Source organism: Saccharothrix sp. CCNWYY140, assembly GCF_037401995.1.
Lineage (GTDB): Bacteria > Actinomycetota > Actinomycetes > Mycobacteriales > Pseudonocardiaceae > Actinosynnema.
Window position 1 is genome coordinate 1 of record NZ_JBBEGC010000027.1, and the last position, 20461, is coordinate 20461.

3 protein-coding genes are annotated in these 20461 nt (G+C 72.7%); all 3 read right to left on the bottom strand.

The features are described from left to right. Positions 1–168: 168 nt before the first annotated feature. Genes WBN91_RS15320 through WBN91_RS15330 form a run of 3 tightly spaced genes read right to left on the bottom strand, consistent with a single transcriptional unit; the run spans position 169 to position 20461 of the window. Positions 169–363: an MbtH family protein gene (locus WBN91_RS15320; protein ID WP_121219101.1), complete on the bottom strand. Its 195-nt coding sequence runs from the start codon at positions 361–363 to the stop codon at positions 169–171. After that, positions 360–1571, bottom strand: coding sequence for an MFS transporter (locus tag WBN91_RS15325; protein ID WP_337726732.1), 1212 nt, complete (start codon positions 1569–1571; stop codon positions 360–362). The genes WBN91_RS15320 and WBN91_RS15325 overlap by 4 nt, the downstream gene beginning before the upstream one ends. Continuing rightward, entirely contained in the window at positions 1568–20461 is an 18894-nt protein-coding gene (locus WBN91_RS15330) for a non-ribosomal peptide synthase/polyketide synthase (RefSeq protein WP_337726731.1), read from the bottom strand. The genes WBN91_RS15325 and WBN91_RS15330 overlap by 4 nt, the downstream gene beginning before the upstream one ends.

Below are 20461 nucleotides of genomic sequence, written 5' to 3' on the forward strand. Positions count from 1 at the left end.
GTAGCCCTTCGGGCAGGCCATACGGGGATGACACAAGCAAGAAGCCCAGGTAGAGGTGTGCCGTGCGGCAGCTTCGTGAAAAGCACGCCGTGCGGCAGCTTCGTGAAAAGCCGCCGTGCGGCGGCTTCGTGAGCCGCCGCACGGCGTGTGGCATTGTGTTTGCCTTGGTCAGGAGTTCATGGCCTCCCGGAGGGAACGGGGGCGCATGTCGGTCCACACCGAGTCCACGTGGGCCGAGCACTCGTCCAAGGTGCCGGTCTTCCCGTCGGCCACCCATCCCGCCGGGACGGGCTGGTGGGCGGGCCACAGGGAGTACTGGCCCTCGTCGTTGACCAGCACCTGGTAAGCGATGTCAGACCTCACGAGACAACCTCCTGATCAGCGTAGCGCCGCAAGGTGGGGCTCACCGTCACGAACGCGGTCACCAAAGCGATCCCGGCGGCACACACGACGACCGCGTGTGTGGGCGCCAGGAATTCCGTCAACACGCCGCCGAGCACGGGGCCTAGTACGCCCGCCAGCCCTACGGCCACTGCCAAGACCCCGCTGAGCCGGCCGCGCAGCTCGTCGGGGGTCAGCAGGAGTTGGTGGGTCGAGATCGTCGTGTTCGCCGTGGGTGCCAGGACCATCATCAGGGCGAACAACCCACCCAGCGCGTACCCGTCGGCAACCAGCAGGGAAACCGGTGTCAGCGCGGTCACCGCCCAGAAGACGCCGGCGATGGACACGTACGGTCCCAGGACGCGGTGCAGCTTGGGTGCCAGCAGCGAGCCGATCACGCCGCCTACGCCCAGCATCGCGGCCATCACGCCGATCACCGCGGGCGATACGCCACGGTGTTGGGCGAGCACGATCATGACCAAGTAGAAGGCACCGAAGAACAAGTTGAGCACCACCGCGCACATCGCCGTCACGCGGATCTCGCGCCTTTGCCACACCCATCGGAGGCCGGCCCGGATGTCAGCGAGGAAGTTGGTCTCGCTGACTGTCGGGGTGCGTGGAGGCACGCGCAGGAACAGCAAGGTCACGAAGGCCACGCAGTGGGTCAGCAGGTCCACCAGGAACGGCAGCCACCGGGTCACCGCGAACAGCGCGCCGCCCAACGCCGTCCCGGCCATCTGACCGAGGGACGTCCGGGCGGAGTTCATGGACACCGCGGTGGCCAGCTGCTCGTCGGGCACTAGCCGGGGCAGGCACGCGTCCTCCGCGGGCTCGAACAACGCCCGGCACACGCCCATCACGGCGGCGACGGCGGCCATGTGGGCCACCGAGGCCACGCCGTTGACCAAGGCCAGCACCAGCGAACCCAGCGCCACGGCCTGGGCGGCCTCGCAGGCCAGCATGATCCGCCGCCGGTCCCAACGGTCGACCAGCGCGCCCGCGGGCAGGCCGGCCAGCAGTTGGGCCGCCGCGTCCACGGCGAGCACCAGGCCGGACGCGGCGGGGGACCCGGTGACCGCCAGCACCAGCAGCGGGAAGGCGATCAGCGACGCCGAGAAGCCGACCTCGGCGAACGCCTGCCCGCTCCACAGCAGCGTGTAGTTCCGGTTGCGCGCCAGCGAGGTCGTCATCGGCAGTCCTCGGCGATCGCTCGGAGCGCCTCGGCGAAGTCCGCCGCCACGGCCCGGATCTCGGACTCCGGGTGCACCTCCGGGTGGAAGTACCAGGAGAAACCCAGCCGCCCGTCGCCGGCCTCGCCGACGACATCCACCAGGTGGTGCGCGGGGTCGGAGGGGTCGTGCTCGTGGCCGATGGAGGGCAGCACCGCCCGGTACAGGCCGCTCGACTCGTCCGACCCGGCGTCGAACTGGCCGAGGTAGTTGAACGCCACCGCGGGCGTCCCCGTCTCCGGCACCCGGCCGTGCTGGCGCAGCGCCCCGCACCCGATGCCACCGCCCGGCACGGCCCGCAGTTGCCGCCGCACCGCCTTGACCCGCGCCCGCCAGTCACCCTCGGGCACGTCCAGCACCACCGGGAACACGGTGGTGAACCACCCGACCGTGCGGGACAGGTCCACGCCGTCGAACAAGTCCTCACGGCCGTGCCCCTCCAGGTCCACGGCCACCCGCGACTCACCGGTCCACCGCCCCAGAGCGAACGCCAGCGCGGCCAGCAGCACGTCGTTGACCCGGGTCCGGTAGGCCACCGGCGCACCGCGCAGCAACGCCTCCGTGTCCTCGGGCGACAGCTCGACGGTGACGACGTCGACGGGGCCGCGGGGCTGTTCCGACGTCGGCAGGGGAGTGCTCCAGTGGTCGATCTCGGTGTCGAACCCGCCCTCGGCCACGTGGGCCGACAGCCGCCGCGCCCATTCCTGGAACGATGTCGTCTTGGCGCCCAGGTCACCGCCCGAGTAGGCGGTCTCCAGGTCGTCCAGCAGGATCCGCCACGACACTCCGTCGACCACCAGGTGGTGGGCCACCAGCAGCAACTCCGGCTCGTCGCCGGCGAACAGCACCGCCTTCAGCAACGGCCCGGTGTCCAGGGAGAAGCTCGCGTGCACGGTGTCCGCGTACGCCTCCCGATCGTCCACATCGGACACCACGGTGAGCACGTCCACGTCAGACATGGGCGCGTTCTCCTGCCGCCACTGGCCGTCGTGGTGGTACCGCATCCGCAGGGCGTCGTGGTGGGCCAGCAACGCTCCCAGCGCCGACCGCAGCCGCTCGACGTCCACCGCCGGGTCCAGCCGCACGAGGTGGGACTGGTTGAAGTGGTGCGGGCTGCGCCGACCCGAGTGCAGGAACCAGTGCTGCACGGGCGTGAGCGGCACGTCGCCGACCACCGCCTCCTGCGCACCGGCCGCCGCCTCGACCGTCACGACGGGCGCGAGCGCGGCGATGGCCTGGTGGGCGAACAGGTCCCGCGTGGTGAACCGCAGCCCGGCCTGCCGGGAGCGCGCCACCACCTGCATGCTCAGGATCGAGTCGCCGCCCAGCGCGAAGAAGTTGTCCGCCGTGCCCACCCGCGGCACGCCCAGGACGTCCGCCCACACCGCCACCAGCGCCTCCTCCACCGGGCCGGACGGCGGCACGTACTCCGCCGTGGCCAGGGTGGAGAAGTCCGGCTCGGGCAGCCGCGCCCGGTCCACCTTCCCGTTGGGGCTCACCGGCAGCTCGGCCACGGGCACGAACACCGAAGGCACCAGGTACTCCGGCAGCGTCTCGCCCAGGAACTCCCGCAGTTCCTCGACCGCGCCGACGACGTAGGCCACCAGCCGCTTGTGCCCGGCCCCGTCGGCCCGCGCCACCACCACGGCCTCCCGCACGTCCGGGTGCCGCAGCAACGCCGTCTCGACCTCGCCCAGCTCCACCCGGAACCCGCGGATCTTGACCTGCTCGTCCGCGCGCCCGACGAACTCCAGTTCGCCGCGCCGGTTCCAGCGCACGACGTCCCCGGTCCGGTACATCCGCGACCCGGGCGGGCCGAACGGGTCGGCCACGAACCGCGAGGCGGTCAGGCCGGGCCGGTCCAGGTAGCCGCGGGCCAGGCCGACGCCGGACACGTACAGCTCGCCCGGGACCCCGATCGGCACCGGCTGTCCCTCGGCGTCGAGCACGTGGACCCGCGTGCCGGGCAGCGGCCGACCGATCGGCGGCAGCCCGCCCGGCTCCAGCGGTCCGCTCCAACTGGTGACGACGGTGGACTCGGTGGGGCCGTAGGCGTTGACCATTCGCCGGCCCGGCGCCCATCGCGCGACCAGGTCGGCCGAGCACGCGTCGCCGCCGACCACCAGCGACCGGAACGTCGGCAGCGGCCGGTCCGGCACGGTCGCCAGCGCGACCGGCGGGATCAGGGCGTGGGTCACGCCGAACTCGTCGATGACGTCCGCGAGCTGGTCGCCCAGCAGCGGACCCGGCGGCGGCACGACCAGCGCCGCACCCGCCGGGAGCGCCATGCACAGCTCCAGCACGGAGGCGTCGAAGCTGGGCGAGGAGAACTCCAGCACCCGGTCGCCGGGCCGCACGTCCAGGTGCGCGATCTCGGCCGCCGAGAACGTCGAGATGCCCGCGTGCGTCACCACGACACCCTTGGGCCGCCCGGTCGAGCCGGAGGTGTAGATCACGTACGCCGGGTGCTCCGGCCGCACCTCCACCCCGGGGTCGTGGTCGGGGTGGCCGGACACGTCGACCGGACCGTCCAGCACCAGCAGCGGCCGGGCGTCGGAGAGCATGAACGCGATCCGCTCGGCCGGGTACTCCGGGTCCACCGGCAGGAACGCCGCGCCCGCCTTGAGCACCGCCAGCTCCGCCACGACCAGCTCCGCCGACCGGGGCAGCCGCACGGCGACGACGGACTCCGGCCCCGCCCCGGCCGCGATGAGGTGGTGCGCCAGCCGGTTGGCCGCCGCGTTCAGCTCGGCGTAGGTCAGGTCCGTCGCACCGGTCAGGGCCAGGGCGTCGGGCGTGCGGGCGACCTGCGCCTCGACCAGGCCGGCGAACGGCACGAACGGGCTCGCCGGGCTGCCGTCGCCGAACTCCGCGAGGCTCCGGCGCTCGTCGCCGGGCAGCGGAAGCGTCCACAGTGGACGATCGTCGGTGAGGTCGTCGAGCAGGGTCACCAGGTGCCCGGCGAGCCGCTCGACGGTGGAGGGGTCGAACAGGTCGGTGTTGTACTCGACCGACCCGCTCAGCGCGCCGCCGTCCTCCTCGGTGAACTCCACCGTCACGTCGAACCCGGTCGAGGTCACCGGCCGGCCCACGTCGGTGGCCTCCAGGCCGGCGAACCCGGTGGGGCGCGGCGCGTTCTGCAACGCCACCACCGCCTGGAAGATCGGCGTGCGGCTGGTGTCGCGGTCGGGCTGCACGGCGTCGACGACCCGCTCGAACGGCACGTCCTGGTGGGCGAACGCGGCCAGCACGGTCTCCCGCACCCGGCCCAGCAGGTCGGGGAAGGCCTCCCGGGGCTCGACGTGCGCCCGCAGGGCGAGGGTGTTGACGAAGAACCCGGCCACCCGCTCCAGTTCCGGCCGCTCCCGCCCGGCCGCGACCGTGCCCAGCGCGAAGTCCTGCTGGCCCGACCAGCGGTGGAACAGCACCTGGCAGGCTGCCACCAGCGCCATGAACAGGGTGCAGTCGTGCCGGCGGGCGATCGCCCGGAGCCGGTCGGCGATCTCGCGCGGCACCGCGAACTCCACCTGCGCGCCCGCCGTGGTCTGCACCGGCGGCCGGGGCCGGTCGGTGGGCAGCTCCAGCGCGGGCACACCGCGCAGCTGCTCGCGCCAGTGGTCCAGCTGGGCGTCCAGCGGCTGCTCGCGCTGCCAGGCCGCGAAGTCCACGTACCGCACCGGCAGGTCCGGCAGCTGTTCGCCCTGGTAGAGCGCGGCCAGGTCGGACACCAGCACCCCGCCGGACCACCCGTCGGTGATGATGTGGTGCAGGGTCAGGGCGAGAACGTGCTCGTCGGGCGCGACCCGGACCAGCGCCGGCCGGAACAGCGGGCCTGCGCCCAGATCGAACGGCTCCACCTCGGGCAGTTCGTCCAGCAGCGGCAGCTCGACCGCGTGCGGCGGGTGAACCACCTGCACCGGCAGGCCGTCCACCGCCGGGAACGTCGTGCGCAGCGACTCGTGCCGCGCCACCAGGGCGGTCAGCGCGCGCCGCAGGCGTTCGACGTCCAGCTCACCGCGCAGCCGCACGGCCAGCGGTGTCACGTACTCGGTGCCGCCGGGGGAGAACTGGTCGAGGAACCACAGCCGCTGCTGGGCGAACGACAGCGGGAAGCCACCGACCCGCTCGGCACCGGCCCGCTCGGCACCGGCCGGCGTGGAGTCGGCCGGCGTGGAGTCAGGCAGCGGGATCGCGGTGGCCCGGGGGATGGGCGTGAGGGCGTCACCGGACAGCGCCGCCGCGAGGCCGGCCACCGTGGCGTGGTCGAACAGGGCGCGCGGCGAGACGTCGAACCGCTCGCGCAGCCGCGCCGCCACCCGGATGCTGCTGATGGAGTCGCCGCCCAGCGCGAAGAAGTCGTCCTCCGCGCCGACCCGCGCCAGGCCCAGCACGTCCGCCCAGATGCCCGCGACCAGCCGTTCGGTGTCGGTGCGCGGCTTGACGTAGTCGTCGGCGACGGTCGCGTCCCGATCCGGCGCGGGCAGCGCGGCCCGGTCCAGCTTGCCGTTGTTGTTCAGCGGCAACCGGTCCAGCGCCACGTACGCCGCCGGCACCATGTGATCGGGCAGCGACCGGGCGGCGTGCTCGCGCAGCGCGGCGGCCGGGATCGGCTCGTCGGCGACCAGGTAGGCCACCAGCCGGTCCTCCCGCGCCACCACGGCGACCTGCCGCACCCCTGGGTACCCGGCGAGCACCGCCTCGACCTCGCCGGGCTCGACCCGGAACCCGCGCACCTTGACCTGCTGGTCGGCGCGACCCAGGTAGTCCAGCTTGCCGTCCACCCAGCGGGCCAGATCACCGGACCGGTACATGCGCGAGCCGGGCTCGCCGAACGGGTTGGCCACGAACCTCGACGCGGTCAGGCCGGGTCGGTCGAGGTAGCCGCGGGCCAGGCCCGGTCCGGCGACGTACATCTCGCCGACCACCCCGGGCGGCACGGGCTGGAGGTCCTCGTCCAGCACGTAGACGCGCAGGTCGGGGATCGGGACGCCGACCGTGCCGTCCGCCTCCGTGTAGGTGACGTGGACCGTGGTCTCGGTGATGCCGTACATGTTGATCAGCTCGCCGGTGCCCTGCCAGTCCGAGACCTTGCGCAGGTCCAGGGCCTCGCCGCCGAAGATGACGTACCGGGCGTCGGGCTGCTCGGGGATGAGCTGGTAGAACGCCGACGGCGTCTGGTTGAGCACCGTCACGCCTTCTTGCTCGATCAGCCGGGCGAAGTCGCGCGGCGACCGGGAGGTCTCGTGGGGCACGACGACGAGACGGCCGCCGTGCAGGAGCGGTCCCCAGAGTTCCCAGACGGAGAAGTCGAAGGCGTAGCTGTGGAACAGGGTCCAGACGTCGGTGTGGTCGAACCGGAACCAGTGGTCGGTGGCGGTGAACAGTCGGATCACGTTGCCGTGCGGGATGATCACGCCCTTGGGCTTGCCGGTCGAGCCGGACGTGTAGATCACGTACGCCGGGTTCTCCGGCCGTAGCGCGGTCTTCGGCGCCCGGGTCGGGTAGGAGGACAGGTCCGGCACCCGGTCGAGCACGGCCACCGGGCGTGCGTCCTCGACCATGCCCGCGATGCGCTCGGCCGGGTAGGCGGGGTCGATCGGCACGTAGGCCGCGCCCGCCTTGAGCACGCCGAGCACGGCGACGACCAGCTCCAGCGACCGGGGCAGCAGCAGCGCCACGAACTGCTCCGGTCCCGCGCCCTCGGCGATCAGGTGGTGCGCCAACCGGTTCGCGCGTTCGTCCAGCTCGCGGTAGGTCAGGGACGACCCGTCGAACGTCACCGCCACGGCGTCGGGCGTGCGTGCGGCCTGCGCGGCGAACACCTCCGGGATGGTCGTGGTGGGCGCGCTGTGCTCCGTGCCGTTCCACGCCACCAGGACCTGGTGCCGCTCGTCCTCCGACAGCCACGGCAGCTCGCCGATCCGGCGGGCCGGGTCGGCGCCCAGCGCGTCGAGCAGCCGGGACAGCCGGGCGCCCAGGACCTCGACGGTGGCCGCGTCGAACAGGCGCGGGTCGTAGGTCAGCTCGACGTGCAGCGACGAGTCCGCGTGTGCCCGCACGGTCAGCGGGAACGTCGTCGTGTCCAGCCCGTCCACCTCGCCGACCGCCGGCGCGTCACCGGACGGGGCCTGCACGGGGTAGTTCTCGAACGCCAGCAGGCTGTCGAACAGCCGCCCGCCGGCCAGCGCCTGCACCTGCGCCAGCGACACGAAGTCGTGCCGCCGCGACTCGATCTGCGCGTCCTGGAGGCGCCGCAGCCACGGCACGGTCTCCTCCAGCGGGTCCACGGACACGCGGGTCGGCACGGTGTTGATGAACATGCCGACCATGTCCTCCACGCCCGGCAGCTCCGCCGGCCGCCCGGACACGGTGGTGCCGAACACCACGTCCCGCTCACCCGAGGTCCGGGCCAGCAGCAGCGCCCACGCGCCCTGGACCAGCGTGTTCACCGTGAGGCCGTGCGCGCGGGCGACCGCGTCGAGCCGGTCGACCGGCAGGCCCAGCACCACCTGGGCGGAGGACTCGGCGCGGTGCGCGTCGGCGGGCGCGCGATCGTAGGGCAGGGGGGTGGGGGCGGTGCGGCCCGCGACGACGGCCCGCCAGTGCTCCTCGGCCGCCGCGTGGTCCTGCTCGCCCAGCCACTCCAGGTAGTCGCGGAACGGCCGCCGCGCGGTCGGCGCGTCACCGACGTACTCGGCGAGCACCTCGCCGAACACCTGGGACGTGCTCCACCCGTCCAGCAGCAGGTGGTGCGAGGTCCACAGCACGTCGACCTCGGTGTCGGACACCCGCCCGATCACCAGCCGCATCAGCGGGGCACGGGTGAGGTCGAGGCCGGCTTCGGCGTCCCGGGCCACCAGCTCGTCGGTCACCGGCGCGAACTCCACCGGCACGACGACATCGCGGTGCACGACCTGCACCGGCTCATCCACGCCCTCCCACACCACGCTGGTCCGCAGCACGGGGGTGCGGTCCACGACCCGTTGCCAGGCCTCGGCGAGCCTCCGGGGGGAGTCCACACCGGACAGTCGGACGCGGAGCTGGTTGAAGTAGGCCGAGCCGTCGTCCACCAGGCTGTGGAACAACATGCCGGTCTGCAACGGCGTCAGCGGGTAGACGTCCTCGACGTCCGGGGTCACGACCCGGTCCACCTGCTCCTGGGTCAGTCGGGCGAGCGGGAAGTCCGAGGGCGTCCGGCCCCAGGCGTCCGCGCAGTGCGCCACGATCTCGCGCAGGGCGTCCAGCATCCGGTCGGCCAGCGCGCGGACGCCTCCCTCGGTGTCGACCTCCGTCGAGTACTCCCAGTCCAGCACCAGTTCGCCGCCGGTCACGGCTGCGGTGATGTCCAGGAGGTGGGGGCGGGCCACGTCGTCGGGCACCTCGCGGCCGTGCTCGACGTCGACGGTGTCCTCGTCGAACCGGCCCAGGTAGTTGAAGGAGACCCGGGGCAGCGGGCCGCTGAGCTTGCCCGCGTACTTCAGGGCCTCGTAGCTCAACCCCTTGTGCGGCACGGCCCGCAGCTGCTCCTTGACAGCCTTGAGCGCGTCGCCCCAGTCGGCGGGCAGGTCCAGCGCCACCGGGAACTGGGCGGTGAACCAGCCGACCGTGCGGGAGAGGTCGGCGTCGGGGAACAGCTCCTCGCGACCGTGGCCCTCCAGCGCCACCAGCACCCGGCCCGCGAACGCCGCCGCCAACGCGGTCAGCAGCACGTCGTTGACCTGCGTCCGGTACGCCTCGGGCACCTGGTGCAGCAGGGCGTCGGTCTCGTCGCGGCCCAGGCGCACGACGACGTTCCGCGCGCTGCCGGCGGCAGTGGGCACGGGTTCCTCGGTCGGCATGGCCTGCCAGTACGGGACGGCGTCGTCCAGGGCGCCCGCGCGGACGTGGGCGTCGAGGCGGTGGGCCCAGTCGGTGAACGGCAGGCTCTGCGGCTCCAGCCGGCCGCCGTCGTAGGCGGTGCGGAGGTCGTCGAGGATCACCCGCCAGGAGACGGCGTCCACCACGAGGTGGTGCGCGGTAAGGAACAGCCGGCCGTCCGGGAACAGCACGGCCCGGAACAGCGGACCCCTCCGCAGGTCGAGGCTCTGGCGGGCGTTCATCGCCTCGGCCTCGTAGTCCACAGTGGACGCGAGGTGCAGGACGTCGTGCGGGTCGCCGACCTCCTGCCGCCATTCGCCGTCCACCTCGACGAACCGGGTCCGCAGGGCGGGGTGGTGCGCCACCACGGCGTTCAGGGCGTCGCGCAGGCGGGGCACGACCACGTCGTCGCCCCACTCGGTGAGCATCGACATCGTGAAGTGCGCCAACGGCCCGTGCTCGGCGAAGAACCAGCGCTGGATGGGCGTGAGCGGGGCGGGACCGGTGAACGTTTCGACCTCGCGGGCGGTGTCGGTCGTGGTGACCGCCAAGGCCAGGTCGGCGACCGTTTGCCGCAGGAACACGTCCTTGGACGTCAACCGCAGCCCGGTCTGCCGCGCTCGCGACACCACCTGCATGCTCAGGATGGAGTCGCCGCCCAGCCCGAAGAAGTTGTCCCGCGCGCCGACCCGCTCGACCCCGAGGACCTCGGCCCAGATCCGGGCCAGCTCAGCCTCGACCGGGGTGCGCGGCTCGACGTACCCGGCGTCGGTGAACGTGGGCGCGGGCAGGGCGCGGCGGTCCACCTTGCCGCTCGCGGTCAGCGGGATCTCGTCCAGGGTGACGAACGCCGAGGGCACCATGTGCTCGGGCAGCCGCTGCTTGAGCCACGGGCCGAGGTCGGTCGCCGTGCCCACGACGTACCCGACCAGCCGCTGGTGGCCTTGGTGCTCGCGAGCGACGACCACGGCCTGCCGCACGTCCGGGTGGGCCAGCAACGCGGTCTCCACCTCGCCGGGCTCGATGCGGTAGCCCCGCACCTTGACCTGGTCGTCCGTGCGGCCCAGGTATTCCAGCTGGTCACCGATCCAGCGGACGCGGTCGCCGGTCCGGTACATGCGGGAGCCGGGCTCGCCGAACGGGTCGGCCAGGAACCGCGAAGCGGTCAGGCCGGGTCGGTCGAGGTAGCCGCGCGCGACCTGCGGGCCGGCGATGAACAGCTCGCCGGGGACGCCCTCGGGTTGGGGGTTGAGGTTTTCGTCCAATACATGGGCGGTGAGGTTGTGCAGGGGGCGCCCGATGACCGGCCGGTCGCCGGTGACCTCGGTCGAGACGGCGTCGACCGTGGTCTCCGTGGGTCCGTAGAAGTTGTAGGCACGGGTGTCGGCCGCCGCCAGCTCCCGCCACAGGGCTGTGCCGAGGGCTTCGCCGCCCAGCATGAGCACGCGCGGCCGGTGCTCGCCGTCGAGCAGGCCGGCGGGCAGGAGTTGCTGGACGTAGGACGGGGTCAGGTCGAGGAAGTCGATCCGGTGCTCGCGCACGTAGGACACCAGCGCCGCCGGCTCCAGCCGGACGTCGTCGGTGAGCACGTGCAGTTCGTGGCCGTCGGCCAGCAGCACCAGGCCTTCCAGCGAGGTGTCGAAGGAGAACACCGCGGACAGGGCGGCCTTGAGGGACTCGGCGGCGAAGTCGTTGCGGTGGTTGAAGAGCAGGTTGACCAGCTGCCGGTGCTCCACCACGACACCCTTGGGCGTGCCGGTGGACCCGGAGGTGTAGATGACGTAGGCCGCGTGGTCGGGCCGCAGCCGCACGTCCGGGCGGGTGTCCGGGCAGGCCGCCAGGTCGGGCCAGGTGTCCAGGACCACTACCGGTTTGGCGTCGCGCACCAGCAGGTCCACGCGCTCGGCGGGCAGGCCGCGGTCGATGGGCAGGTACACCGCGCCCGCCTTGTGCACGGCCAGGATCGCCGTGATCACGTCGGCCGACCGGGGCAGCGCCACGGCGACGGTCCGCTCCGGCCCGGCTCCGCGCCCGATCAGGTGGTGGGCCAGCCGGTTCGCGCGGGCGTCCAGCTCGGCGTAGGTCAGCCGGACGTCTCCGCAGACCACGGCGAGCCGGTCGGGGGTCTTCGTGGCCTGCGCCTCGAACAGCGCCGGGAAGGTGGTGTCCGGGACGTCCAGCGGCCGGCCGTGCGGGGAGGGCGCGTCGCCCAGGGCGATCGCGTCCAGCGGGCGGTCCGGGTCGGCGGCGACGGCGGCCAACAGCGCGACCAGGTGCCGGCACAGGCGCTCGACCGTGGCGGGGTCGAACAGGTCGGTGCTGTACTCCACCGCGCCCAGCAGGTCGCCGCCGGTCTCGCCGAACTCGAAGGTCAGGTCGCAGGTGGCCGCCACGGACGGCACGGTCAGCTCCTCGACCTCCAGGCCGGGCAGCTCGGGCAGGTCGGTCCCGGCGTTCTGCACCAGCACCATCACGTCGAACAGGGTGTTGCGGCTCGGGTCGCGCTCCGGGCGCACCGCCTCGACCACCCGCTCGAACGGGACGTCCTGGTGGGCGAACCCGTCCGCCACGGTCGCGCGGACGCGGGAGAGCAGCTCGGCGAAGCTCCAGCTCGTGTCCACAGTGGACCGCAGGACGACCGTGTTGACGAACAGGCCCACTACGTCGTCCAGCTCGGCCCGGCCGCGACCGGACACGGCGGTGCCCACGGCGATGTCGTCCTGGCCGGTGTAGCGGGCCAGCAACGCCTTGCAGGCCGCCAGGAGCGTGGTGAACAGGGTGTCGCCGTGCCTTTGTGCCAGCTTGCGGATGGCGGTGCCGACCTCGGCCGGGACGGTGAACGCGTGCGCCGCGCCCCGGCCGGTGCGGACCGCCGGGCGGGGCCGGTCGGTGGGCAGTTCCAGCGGTGGCACGCCCTTGAGGACGTCCGCCCAGTGGTCGGCGGGCGGGTCGGCGTGCCAGGCCGCGTAGTCCACGTACTGGACCGGCAGCGGGGGCAGGTCGTCGTCCGCGTAGAGGGCGGCGAGGTCGCGGGCCAGCACGCCGGTGGACCAGGCGTCGGTCACGATGTGGTGCAGGGTCAGGACGAACACGTGGTCGTCGTCGGCCACCCGGACCAGCCGCGCCCGGACCAGCGGGCCTTCCCGCAGGTCGAACGGGGTCTCGACCTCCTCGCGCAGCACGTCCTCCCAGTTCCCGTGCTCGACGGCGAGGGGCAGGTCGAACGGCTCGCGGACGACCTGGACCCCGTCGTCGAACGTGGTGCGCAGCGACTCGTGGCGGCGGACCAGGCCGTTGAGCGCGCGGCGCAGGGCGTCGAGGTCGAGCGGGCCGCGCAACCGGAGGGGCGTCGGGGTGACGTACTCCGTGCCGCCGGGTTCGAAGCGGTCCAGGAACCAGAGCCGCCGCTGGGCGGGGGACTGGGGGTGGACGCCACCACGCGGGATCACCGGGATGGCGTCCACCGCACTCATCCCGGCGATCGCGGTCGCGAGGCCGGACACCGTGGGGTGCTGGAAGACGGCACGGGGGGACAGCTGCACGCCGAACGCCTCCCGCAGCCGCGAGGTGACGCCGATGCTGAGGATCGAGTCACCGCCGAGCGCGAAGAAGTTGTCGTCCGCGCCGACCCGGTCGAGCTTGAGCACGTCCGCCCAGATCGCGGCGATCGTGCGTTCGGCAGGCGTGCGCGGCTCGGCGAACCCGCCCGTGAACTCCGGCGCGGGCAGGGCCTTGTGGTCGAGCTTCCCGCTGGGGGACAGGGGGAAGGCGTCGAGGGTGACGATCGCCGAAGGGACCATGTAGTCCGGCAGGGTCTTGGCGAGGTGGGCGCGCGGTTCGACGTCGGGCGTGCCGGTGACGTACCCGACGAGCTTGTCGTCCTTGACCACCACCTTCGCGTCCCGCACCCCCGGCACGGCCCGCAACGCCGCCGCGACTTCACCCGGCTCGATCCGGAAGCCGCGCAGCTTCACCTGGTCGTCGGCGCGGCCGAGGTAGTCGAGGGTGCCGTTGTCGAGCCAGCGGACCCGGTCACCCGTCCGGTACATCCGGCCGGGTTGCTCGCCGAAGGGGTCGGGCAGGAACCGCTGGGCGGTCAGGCCGGGTTTGTCGAGGTAGCCGCGCCCGACCTGGGCGCCGCCGACGAACAGCTCGCCCGGCACGCCGGGTGGTACGGGGCGCAGGTCGTCGTCGAGCACGTAGGCCTTGGCGTTGTGGAGCGGACGGCCGATGAGGGGCCGGTCGCCGGTGATCTCGGTGGAGGACGCGTCGACCGCGGTTTCCGTGGGGCCGTAGAAGTTGAAACCGCGAACGGGCGAGTCGGCGATCCTGCGCCAGAGCGCGGCGTCGACGGCTTCGCCGCCCAGCATGAGCTGGTGGAGGCCGGAGTCGAGGAGGCCGGCGGCGACCAGGCGGTGGGCGTAGGAGGGGGTGAGGTCCACCGTGCCGATGCGGTGCTCGCGGACGTAGGAGACCAGGCGGTCGGGGTCCAGGCGCAGTTCGTCGTCGATCACGTGCAGCTCGTGGCCGGCGGCGAGGAAGAGGAGGCCTTCCCAGGAGGTGTCGAAGGAGAAGGTCGCGGTGAGGGCGAAGCTCGTGCGCTCGTCGCTCATCAGCACACGCCGGTTGGCCTCGAAGAGGTTGGCCAACTGCCGGTGCTCCACAACCACGCCCTTCGGCTTGCCGGTGGAGCCGGAGGTGTAGATGATGTAGGCCGCCTGCTCGGGCCGGACCTCCACGTCCGGCGGCAAGTCCCAGCTCGGCGGCACGTTCGGTTCCGGCGCGACGTCCGGGTCCGGCTCGGCGGCCAGGCTCGACGACCCGTCGGACAGTTTCACCCGATCAGGCGACATGCAGGATCCGCGACCAACTCCCGACTCGCGCGTCCCGTAAGTGAGGAACGCGGGGGGCAGGCAGTCGAGCACGACCTTGGGCCGGGCGTCGGCGAGCAACAGCTCGATCCGGTCCTCGGGCAGGGTGGGGTCGATCGGCAGGTAGACGGCCCCGGCCTTGAGAACACCCAACAGCGCGACAACCACCTCGGCGGACCGCGCCATCCGCACCGCGACCACGTCCTCCGCGCCGACCCCCGCGGCGAGGAGATGGTGCGCGACCCGATTGGCGGCGACATCCAACTCGGCAAACGTCAACACCACCCCACCGCCGCCACCCCGCGGCTGGACGGTCACGCCGGTGGGGTCGGACGTGCCGAGGTCGCCGGTCGCGCTGGCGGGGTGGGTCGCGTCGGCCGCGCGGGTGGTAGCGGGACGTGCTGCGGGGGCGCTGGCGGCTGGCGTGGCGCGGTCGGTGGGGGTGGGGTGGAAGATCAGGGCGGTTTCGTTGGGGGTGGCTTTTGCTTGGGCGGCGAAGATGGTCGGGTAGAGGGTGCCTTGGGTGGGGAGGGTGGTGGCGTTCCAGTCGGTTAGGACCCGCTGCTCGTCTTCCGGGGTCAGCCAGGGCAGCTCGCCGAGGCGCGTGTCCGGCTGGGTGACCAAGGCCGTGACCAGGTCGCGCAGCCAAGCGGCCAGGCGGGTGGCAGTGGAGGGGGTGAAGAGGGTGGGGTCGTAGGCCAGGTCCAGGGTCAGGTGGGTTGAGCCGTGGGCGGTGAGGGTTAGGGGGAGGGTGGTGTTGTCGGTGGTGTCGACCTCGGCCACCCGGGGGCCGGTGCCCGACTGGTCGAAGGGGTAGTTCTCGAAGACGACCACGGTGTCGAACAGGCGGGTGCCTAGCCAGGACTGGATGTCCGCCAACGACGTGTGGTCGTAGCGGCGGGACTCGCCCTGGGCCGACTGGAGGTCGCGCAACCAAGCAGCGGCCGGTGACGTCGTGTCTACGGCTACCTTCGTCGGGACGGTGTTGATGAGCATGCCGACCATGTCCTCGACGCCCGGCAGCTCGGCAGGGCGCCCGGAGACGGTGTTGCCGAACACCACGTCCCGCTCGCCGGATACCCGTGACAGCAGCAGCGCCCACGCGCCCTGCACGACGGTGTTCACGGTCAAGCCCAAGTGTTGCGGAGCGTCACCGACGTCCACCGCAACCCGCACGTGGGCCGTGGACTCCGCGCGGTGTGCCTCAGTTGGTGGGCGGTCGTAGGGGAGGGGAGTGGGACCGTCCACATCGGATAGAGCTTGCCGCCAGTACGGCTCGGTGTCGGGCTGGTCGGACAGCCAACCCAGGTAGTCGCGGAACGGGCGGCGGCTCGGCACCTGTGCGGTGGAACCGGTGGTGATGGCGCGGTAGTGCTCCAGGACCTCCGCGAACACCTGACCGGTGCTCCACCCGTCCAACACGACGTGGTGCGAACTCCACACGACCTCGACCCGGTCCCCGTCCAACGGCGTGACCGCCACCCGCAGCAGCGGCGCCGCGTCGAGCGTGATCTCGCCCGACGAAGGCAGCTCCACCGACCGGTGCACCACCTGCACGGGCTCGTCGAGCCCCTCCCACACGATCGACGTGCGCAAGACCGGCGTCCGGTCCACCACCCGCTGCCACGCCTCCCGCAGCGCCGCGGCATCCGTCACGCCATCGAGCACCAACCGCACGCGGTCCACGTACGCGCCGGGCTCCACGAGGCTGTGGAAGACCATGCCCGCCTGCAAAGGCGTCAGCCGGTAGATGTCCTCGACATCCGGCCCCGCGATGCGGTCCACCTGCTCCTGCGTCAAGTGCGCCAACGGGAAGTCGGACGGCGTCCGGCCCCAGGAGTCCTTGCAGTGCGCCACGATCTCCCGCAGCGCCTCCACCACCCGCGCGGCCAACCCGCGCACGGTCTCCTCGGAATGCACGTTCGCCGAGTAGTCCCAGCGCAGCTCCAACGACCCGTTCTCGACCAGCCCGGTCACGTCCAGCAGGTGCGTCCGGGTCAGCGACGGGTCCACCTCGTCGTCGGCCAACTCCCGCCGCGCCCGGAACAGCTCGCCACCGCCGACGTCGAACCGGCCGTGGTAGTTGAACGAGACCTCCGGCAGCCCACTCAGCCCCAGGGCCTCGTAGCTCAACCCCCGGTGCGGCACCGCCCGCAGGGCCTCCTTGACGGTCTTGAGCGTCCGGCCCCAGTCCTCGGAGGTCTCCAACACCACCGGGAACTGCGTGGTGAACCAGCCGACCGTGCGCGCGATGTCGGCGTCGAACAGCTCCTCGCGCCCGTGCCCCTCCAAGGCGACGCTCACCGTCGACCGCCCGGTCCACTCCGCCAACGCCCGCCCGAGCGCGCTCAACAGCACGTCGTTGACCTGCGTCCGGTACACGGGCGGCACATCGTGCAGCAAGGCGTCCGTGGTCTCCCGGTCCAGCCGCACCGACACCGACCGCGTCGAGGAGACGGTGTTGGCCCCCGGCAGGTCCACCGGCAGCGCCTCCGACGCGGGCAGCGACCGCCAGTACTCCCGGGCGTCCTCCAACGCGCCCTGCCGCACGTGCTCGTCCAACCGGTGCGCCCAGTCGGTGAACGACGTGCCCACCGGGTCGAGCGCCTCGCCCCGGTACGCCTTCTCCAGGTCCTCCAACAAGATCCGCCACGACACGCCGTCGACCACCAGGTGGTGCACGACGAGCAGCAGCGAGGGCTGGTCACCGGGGAAGAACACGGCCCGCAGCAACGGACCGCGCGAAAGGTCCAGCGACCGCCGTGCCTCGAACGCCTCCGCCGAGACGCCCGAGACGTCCGACGCGTCCGAACCGATCGTGAACACGTCAACCTCGGTCGGCGCGACCTCCTGCACCCACCCCGCGTCCGCACGGCGGAACCGCAGCCGCAGAGCGTCGTGGTGAGCCACCACCGCACGCACAGCGGCACCCATTGCCTCCGGGTCCACCGCCGGGTCCAGCTCCACCAGCAGCGACATGGTGAAGTGCTCCAACGGCCCGTGCTCGGCGAAGAACCACCGCTGGATCGGCGTCAGCGGCGCGGGACCGGTGAAGACCCGCTCCGGCACGACCTCCTCCGCGTCGGCGGCGACGAGCGCCAGCTCGGCGATCGTCTGGTGCCGGAACACGTCCCGCGAGGTCAGCCGCAGCCCGGCCTGCCGGGCCAGCGACACCACGCGGATGGACAGGATCGAGTCTCCGCCCAAGGTGAAGAAGTTGTCGTGCACACCGACCCGCGCCGCGCCCAGCACGTCCGCCCAGATCCGGGCCAGCTCCGCCTCCGCCGCCGTGCGCGGCTCGACCAGCTCGCCACCGGCGCGCACCTCGGGCGCGGGCAGGGCGGCCTTGTCCAGCTTGCCGTTGGGCGTCAACGGGATGCGGTCCAGCTCCACGAACGCCGCCGGGATCTGGTAGTCGGGCAGCAGCCGCTTGAGGTGGTCGCGCAGGTCGGTCGGCGCCTCGGCCACCACGTAGGCGACCAGGCGGGTGCGCCCCTGGTCGGCGCGCGCCACCACGGCGGCCTCCCGGACGTCCGGGTGCGACAGCAGCGCCGCCTCCACCTCGCCGGGCTCGATGCGGTAGCCCCGCACCTTCACCTGGTCGTCCGCGCGGCCCAGGTATTCCAGCTGGTCACCGACCCACCGCACCCGGTCGCCGGTCCGGTACATGCGGGAGCCGGGCTCGCCGAAGGGATCGGCCAGGAACCGCGAAGCGGTCAAGCCGGGCCGGTCGAGGTAGCCGCGCGCGACCTGGGGTCCGGCGATGAACAGCTCGCCGGGCACTCCGACCGGCTGCGGCTGGAGGTTCGCGTCCAGCACGTAGGCGGTGATGTTGTGCAGGGGACGGCCGATGAGGGGCCGGTCGCCGACCACGGGCGCGGACACGGCGTCGACCGTGGTCTCGGTCGGCCCGTAGAAGTTGTAAGCCTGCACGGGGGCTGCTGCCAGTTCCCGCCACAGCGCCGCACCCAGCGCCTCGCCGCCGAGGGTGAGGATCTTCGGGGTGTGGTGGTCGGTGTCCAGGAGGCCGGCGTCGAGGAGTTGCCGCGCGAACGGCGGGCCGGCGTCGACCAGGTCCAGGCGGTGCTCGCGGACGTACTGGACGAACTCGGCGGGTTCGAGGCGGACCTCGTCGGTGATGACGTGCACCTCGTGGCCGTCGGCCAGCAGCACCAGGCCTTCCCACGACGTGTCGAACGAGAACACCGCCGACAGCGCGACCTTCAGGTGCTCGGCGGCGAAGCCGTTGCGGTGGCTGTGCAGCAGGTGCACGAGGTTCCGGTGTTCCACCACGACACCCTTGGGCGTGCCCGTGGAGCCGGAGGTGTAGATGACGTAAGCGGCCTGATCCGGCCGTACCCGCACGTCCGGCGGGGTGTCGGGCATCCCGGCGGTGTCGGGGAGGCCGTCGAGCACCCGCACGGCACCCGAGTCCGTGACCAGGTGCGCCTTGCGGTGCTCGGGCAGCGTCGGGTCTACCGGCAGGTACACCGCGCCGACCTTGAGCACGGCCAGCACCGCGACCACAGCGTCCACCCCGCGTGGCAGCGACAGCGCGACCACCTGCTCCGACCGCACGCCATCGGCCAGCAGCCGGTGCGCCAGGCGGTTCGCGCGGGCGTCCAGCTCCGCGTAGGTCAGCCGGTCCGGGCCGGACACCAGCGCGGTCGCGTCGGGAGTGCGCGCCACCTGCGCCTCGAACAGCGCCGGGAACGTCGTCGACGGGACCGGAACCGCCGGCCCGTGCGGCGACGGCTCGTCCCCGAGCAGCAGCGGCACCTCGGCCAGCGGCCGGTCCGGCTCGGCGACCACCCGGGCCAGCAGGATCAGCAGGTGGCGGCACAGCCGCGCGACCGTCTCGGCGTCGAACAGGTCGGTGCTGTACTCGACCAGGCCGTGCACGCCCTCGCCGGTCTCGGTGAAGTCCACGCTCAGGTCGAAGTTCGCGTGCCGCCGGGTCATCGGGTGCTCGGTGACCTCCAGCCCGGGGAGTGCGGGCAGCGCGGCACCGGCGTTCTGCATCACCACCATCACGTCGAACAGCGGCGTGCGGCTCGGGTCGCGCGGGACGCCCAGCGCCTCCACGACCTTGTCGAAGGGGGCGTCGTCGTGCGCGAACGCGTCCAGCACCCCGGTCCGGGTCTCCGCCAACAGCGAGGCGAACGACCGCGAGCTGTCCACAGTGGACCGCAGCACGACCGTGCCGACGAAGAACCCCACCAGGCGCTGGAGTTCCGGCCGGTTGCGGCCGGTGGTCACGGTCCCGACCGCGATGTCGTCCTGACCGGTGTAGCGGGCCAGCAACGCCTGGCACGCCGTCAGCAGCACGGTGAACAGGGTCGTCTCGTGCGCGCGGGCCAGTTCCGCCAACCGCGCCGACAGCAGCGGCGGCACGGTGAACTCGTGCGTCGCACCCGCCGACGTGCGCTCCGCCGGACGCGGCCGGTCGGTCGGCAGCTCCAGCGGTTCCACCCCGGCCAGCCGCTCGCGCCAATACCCCAGGTCCAGCGGCCGGTTCCGCTGCCACACCGCGTAATCGGCGTACCGCAGGGCAACGGGCGGCAACGGCTCGCCCCGGTACAGCGCGCCCAGCTCCTCGGCCAGCACGCCCAGCGACCAGCCGTCCACGACGATGTGGTGCGAGGTCAGCAGCAGCACGTGGTCACCGGCGTGCCGGTACAGCACAGCCCGGAACAGCGGCCCGGTGGCCAGGTCGAACGGCCGTTCCACCTCGGCCCGCAGCACAGCGTCGAGGTCGTCGGCGTCGAGCACCGGCACGTCCAGGACCACGTCCCGCACGACCTGCGCCGGCTCGCCGTCGACCTCGGTGAACGTCGTGCGCAGCGACTCGTGCCGCCGCACCAGCTCCCGCAGCGCGGCGGTCAGCCGGGGCACGTCCAACGCACCGCGCAACCGCAGCGCCAACGCGGTGTTGTACTCGGTCGGCTGCATCTGGTGTAGAAACCACAGCCGCTGCTGACCCGCCGACAGCGGGAACGGGCCGTCACCCGGCGCGGCCGGGATCACGTCGGCGGACACCGTTCGGCCGGCGAGCCGTTGGCGCAGCTTGTCGCGAAGGTGGGCGGGCAGCGCGGAGATGCGGTCTTCCCTTGAGGTGGTCAT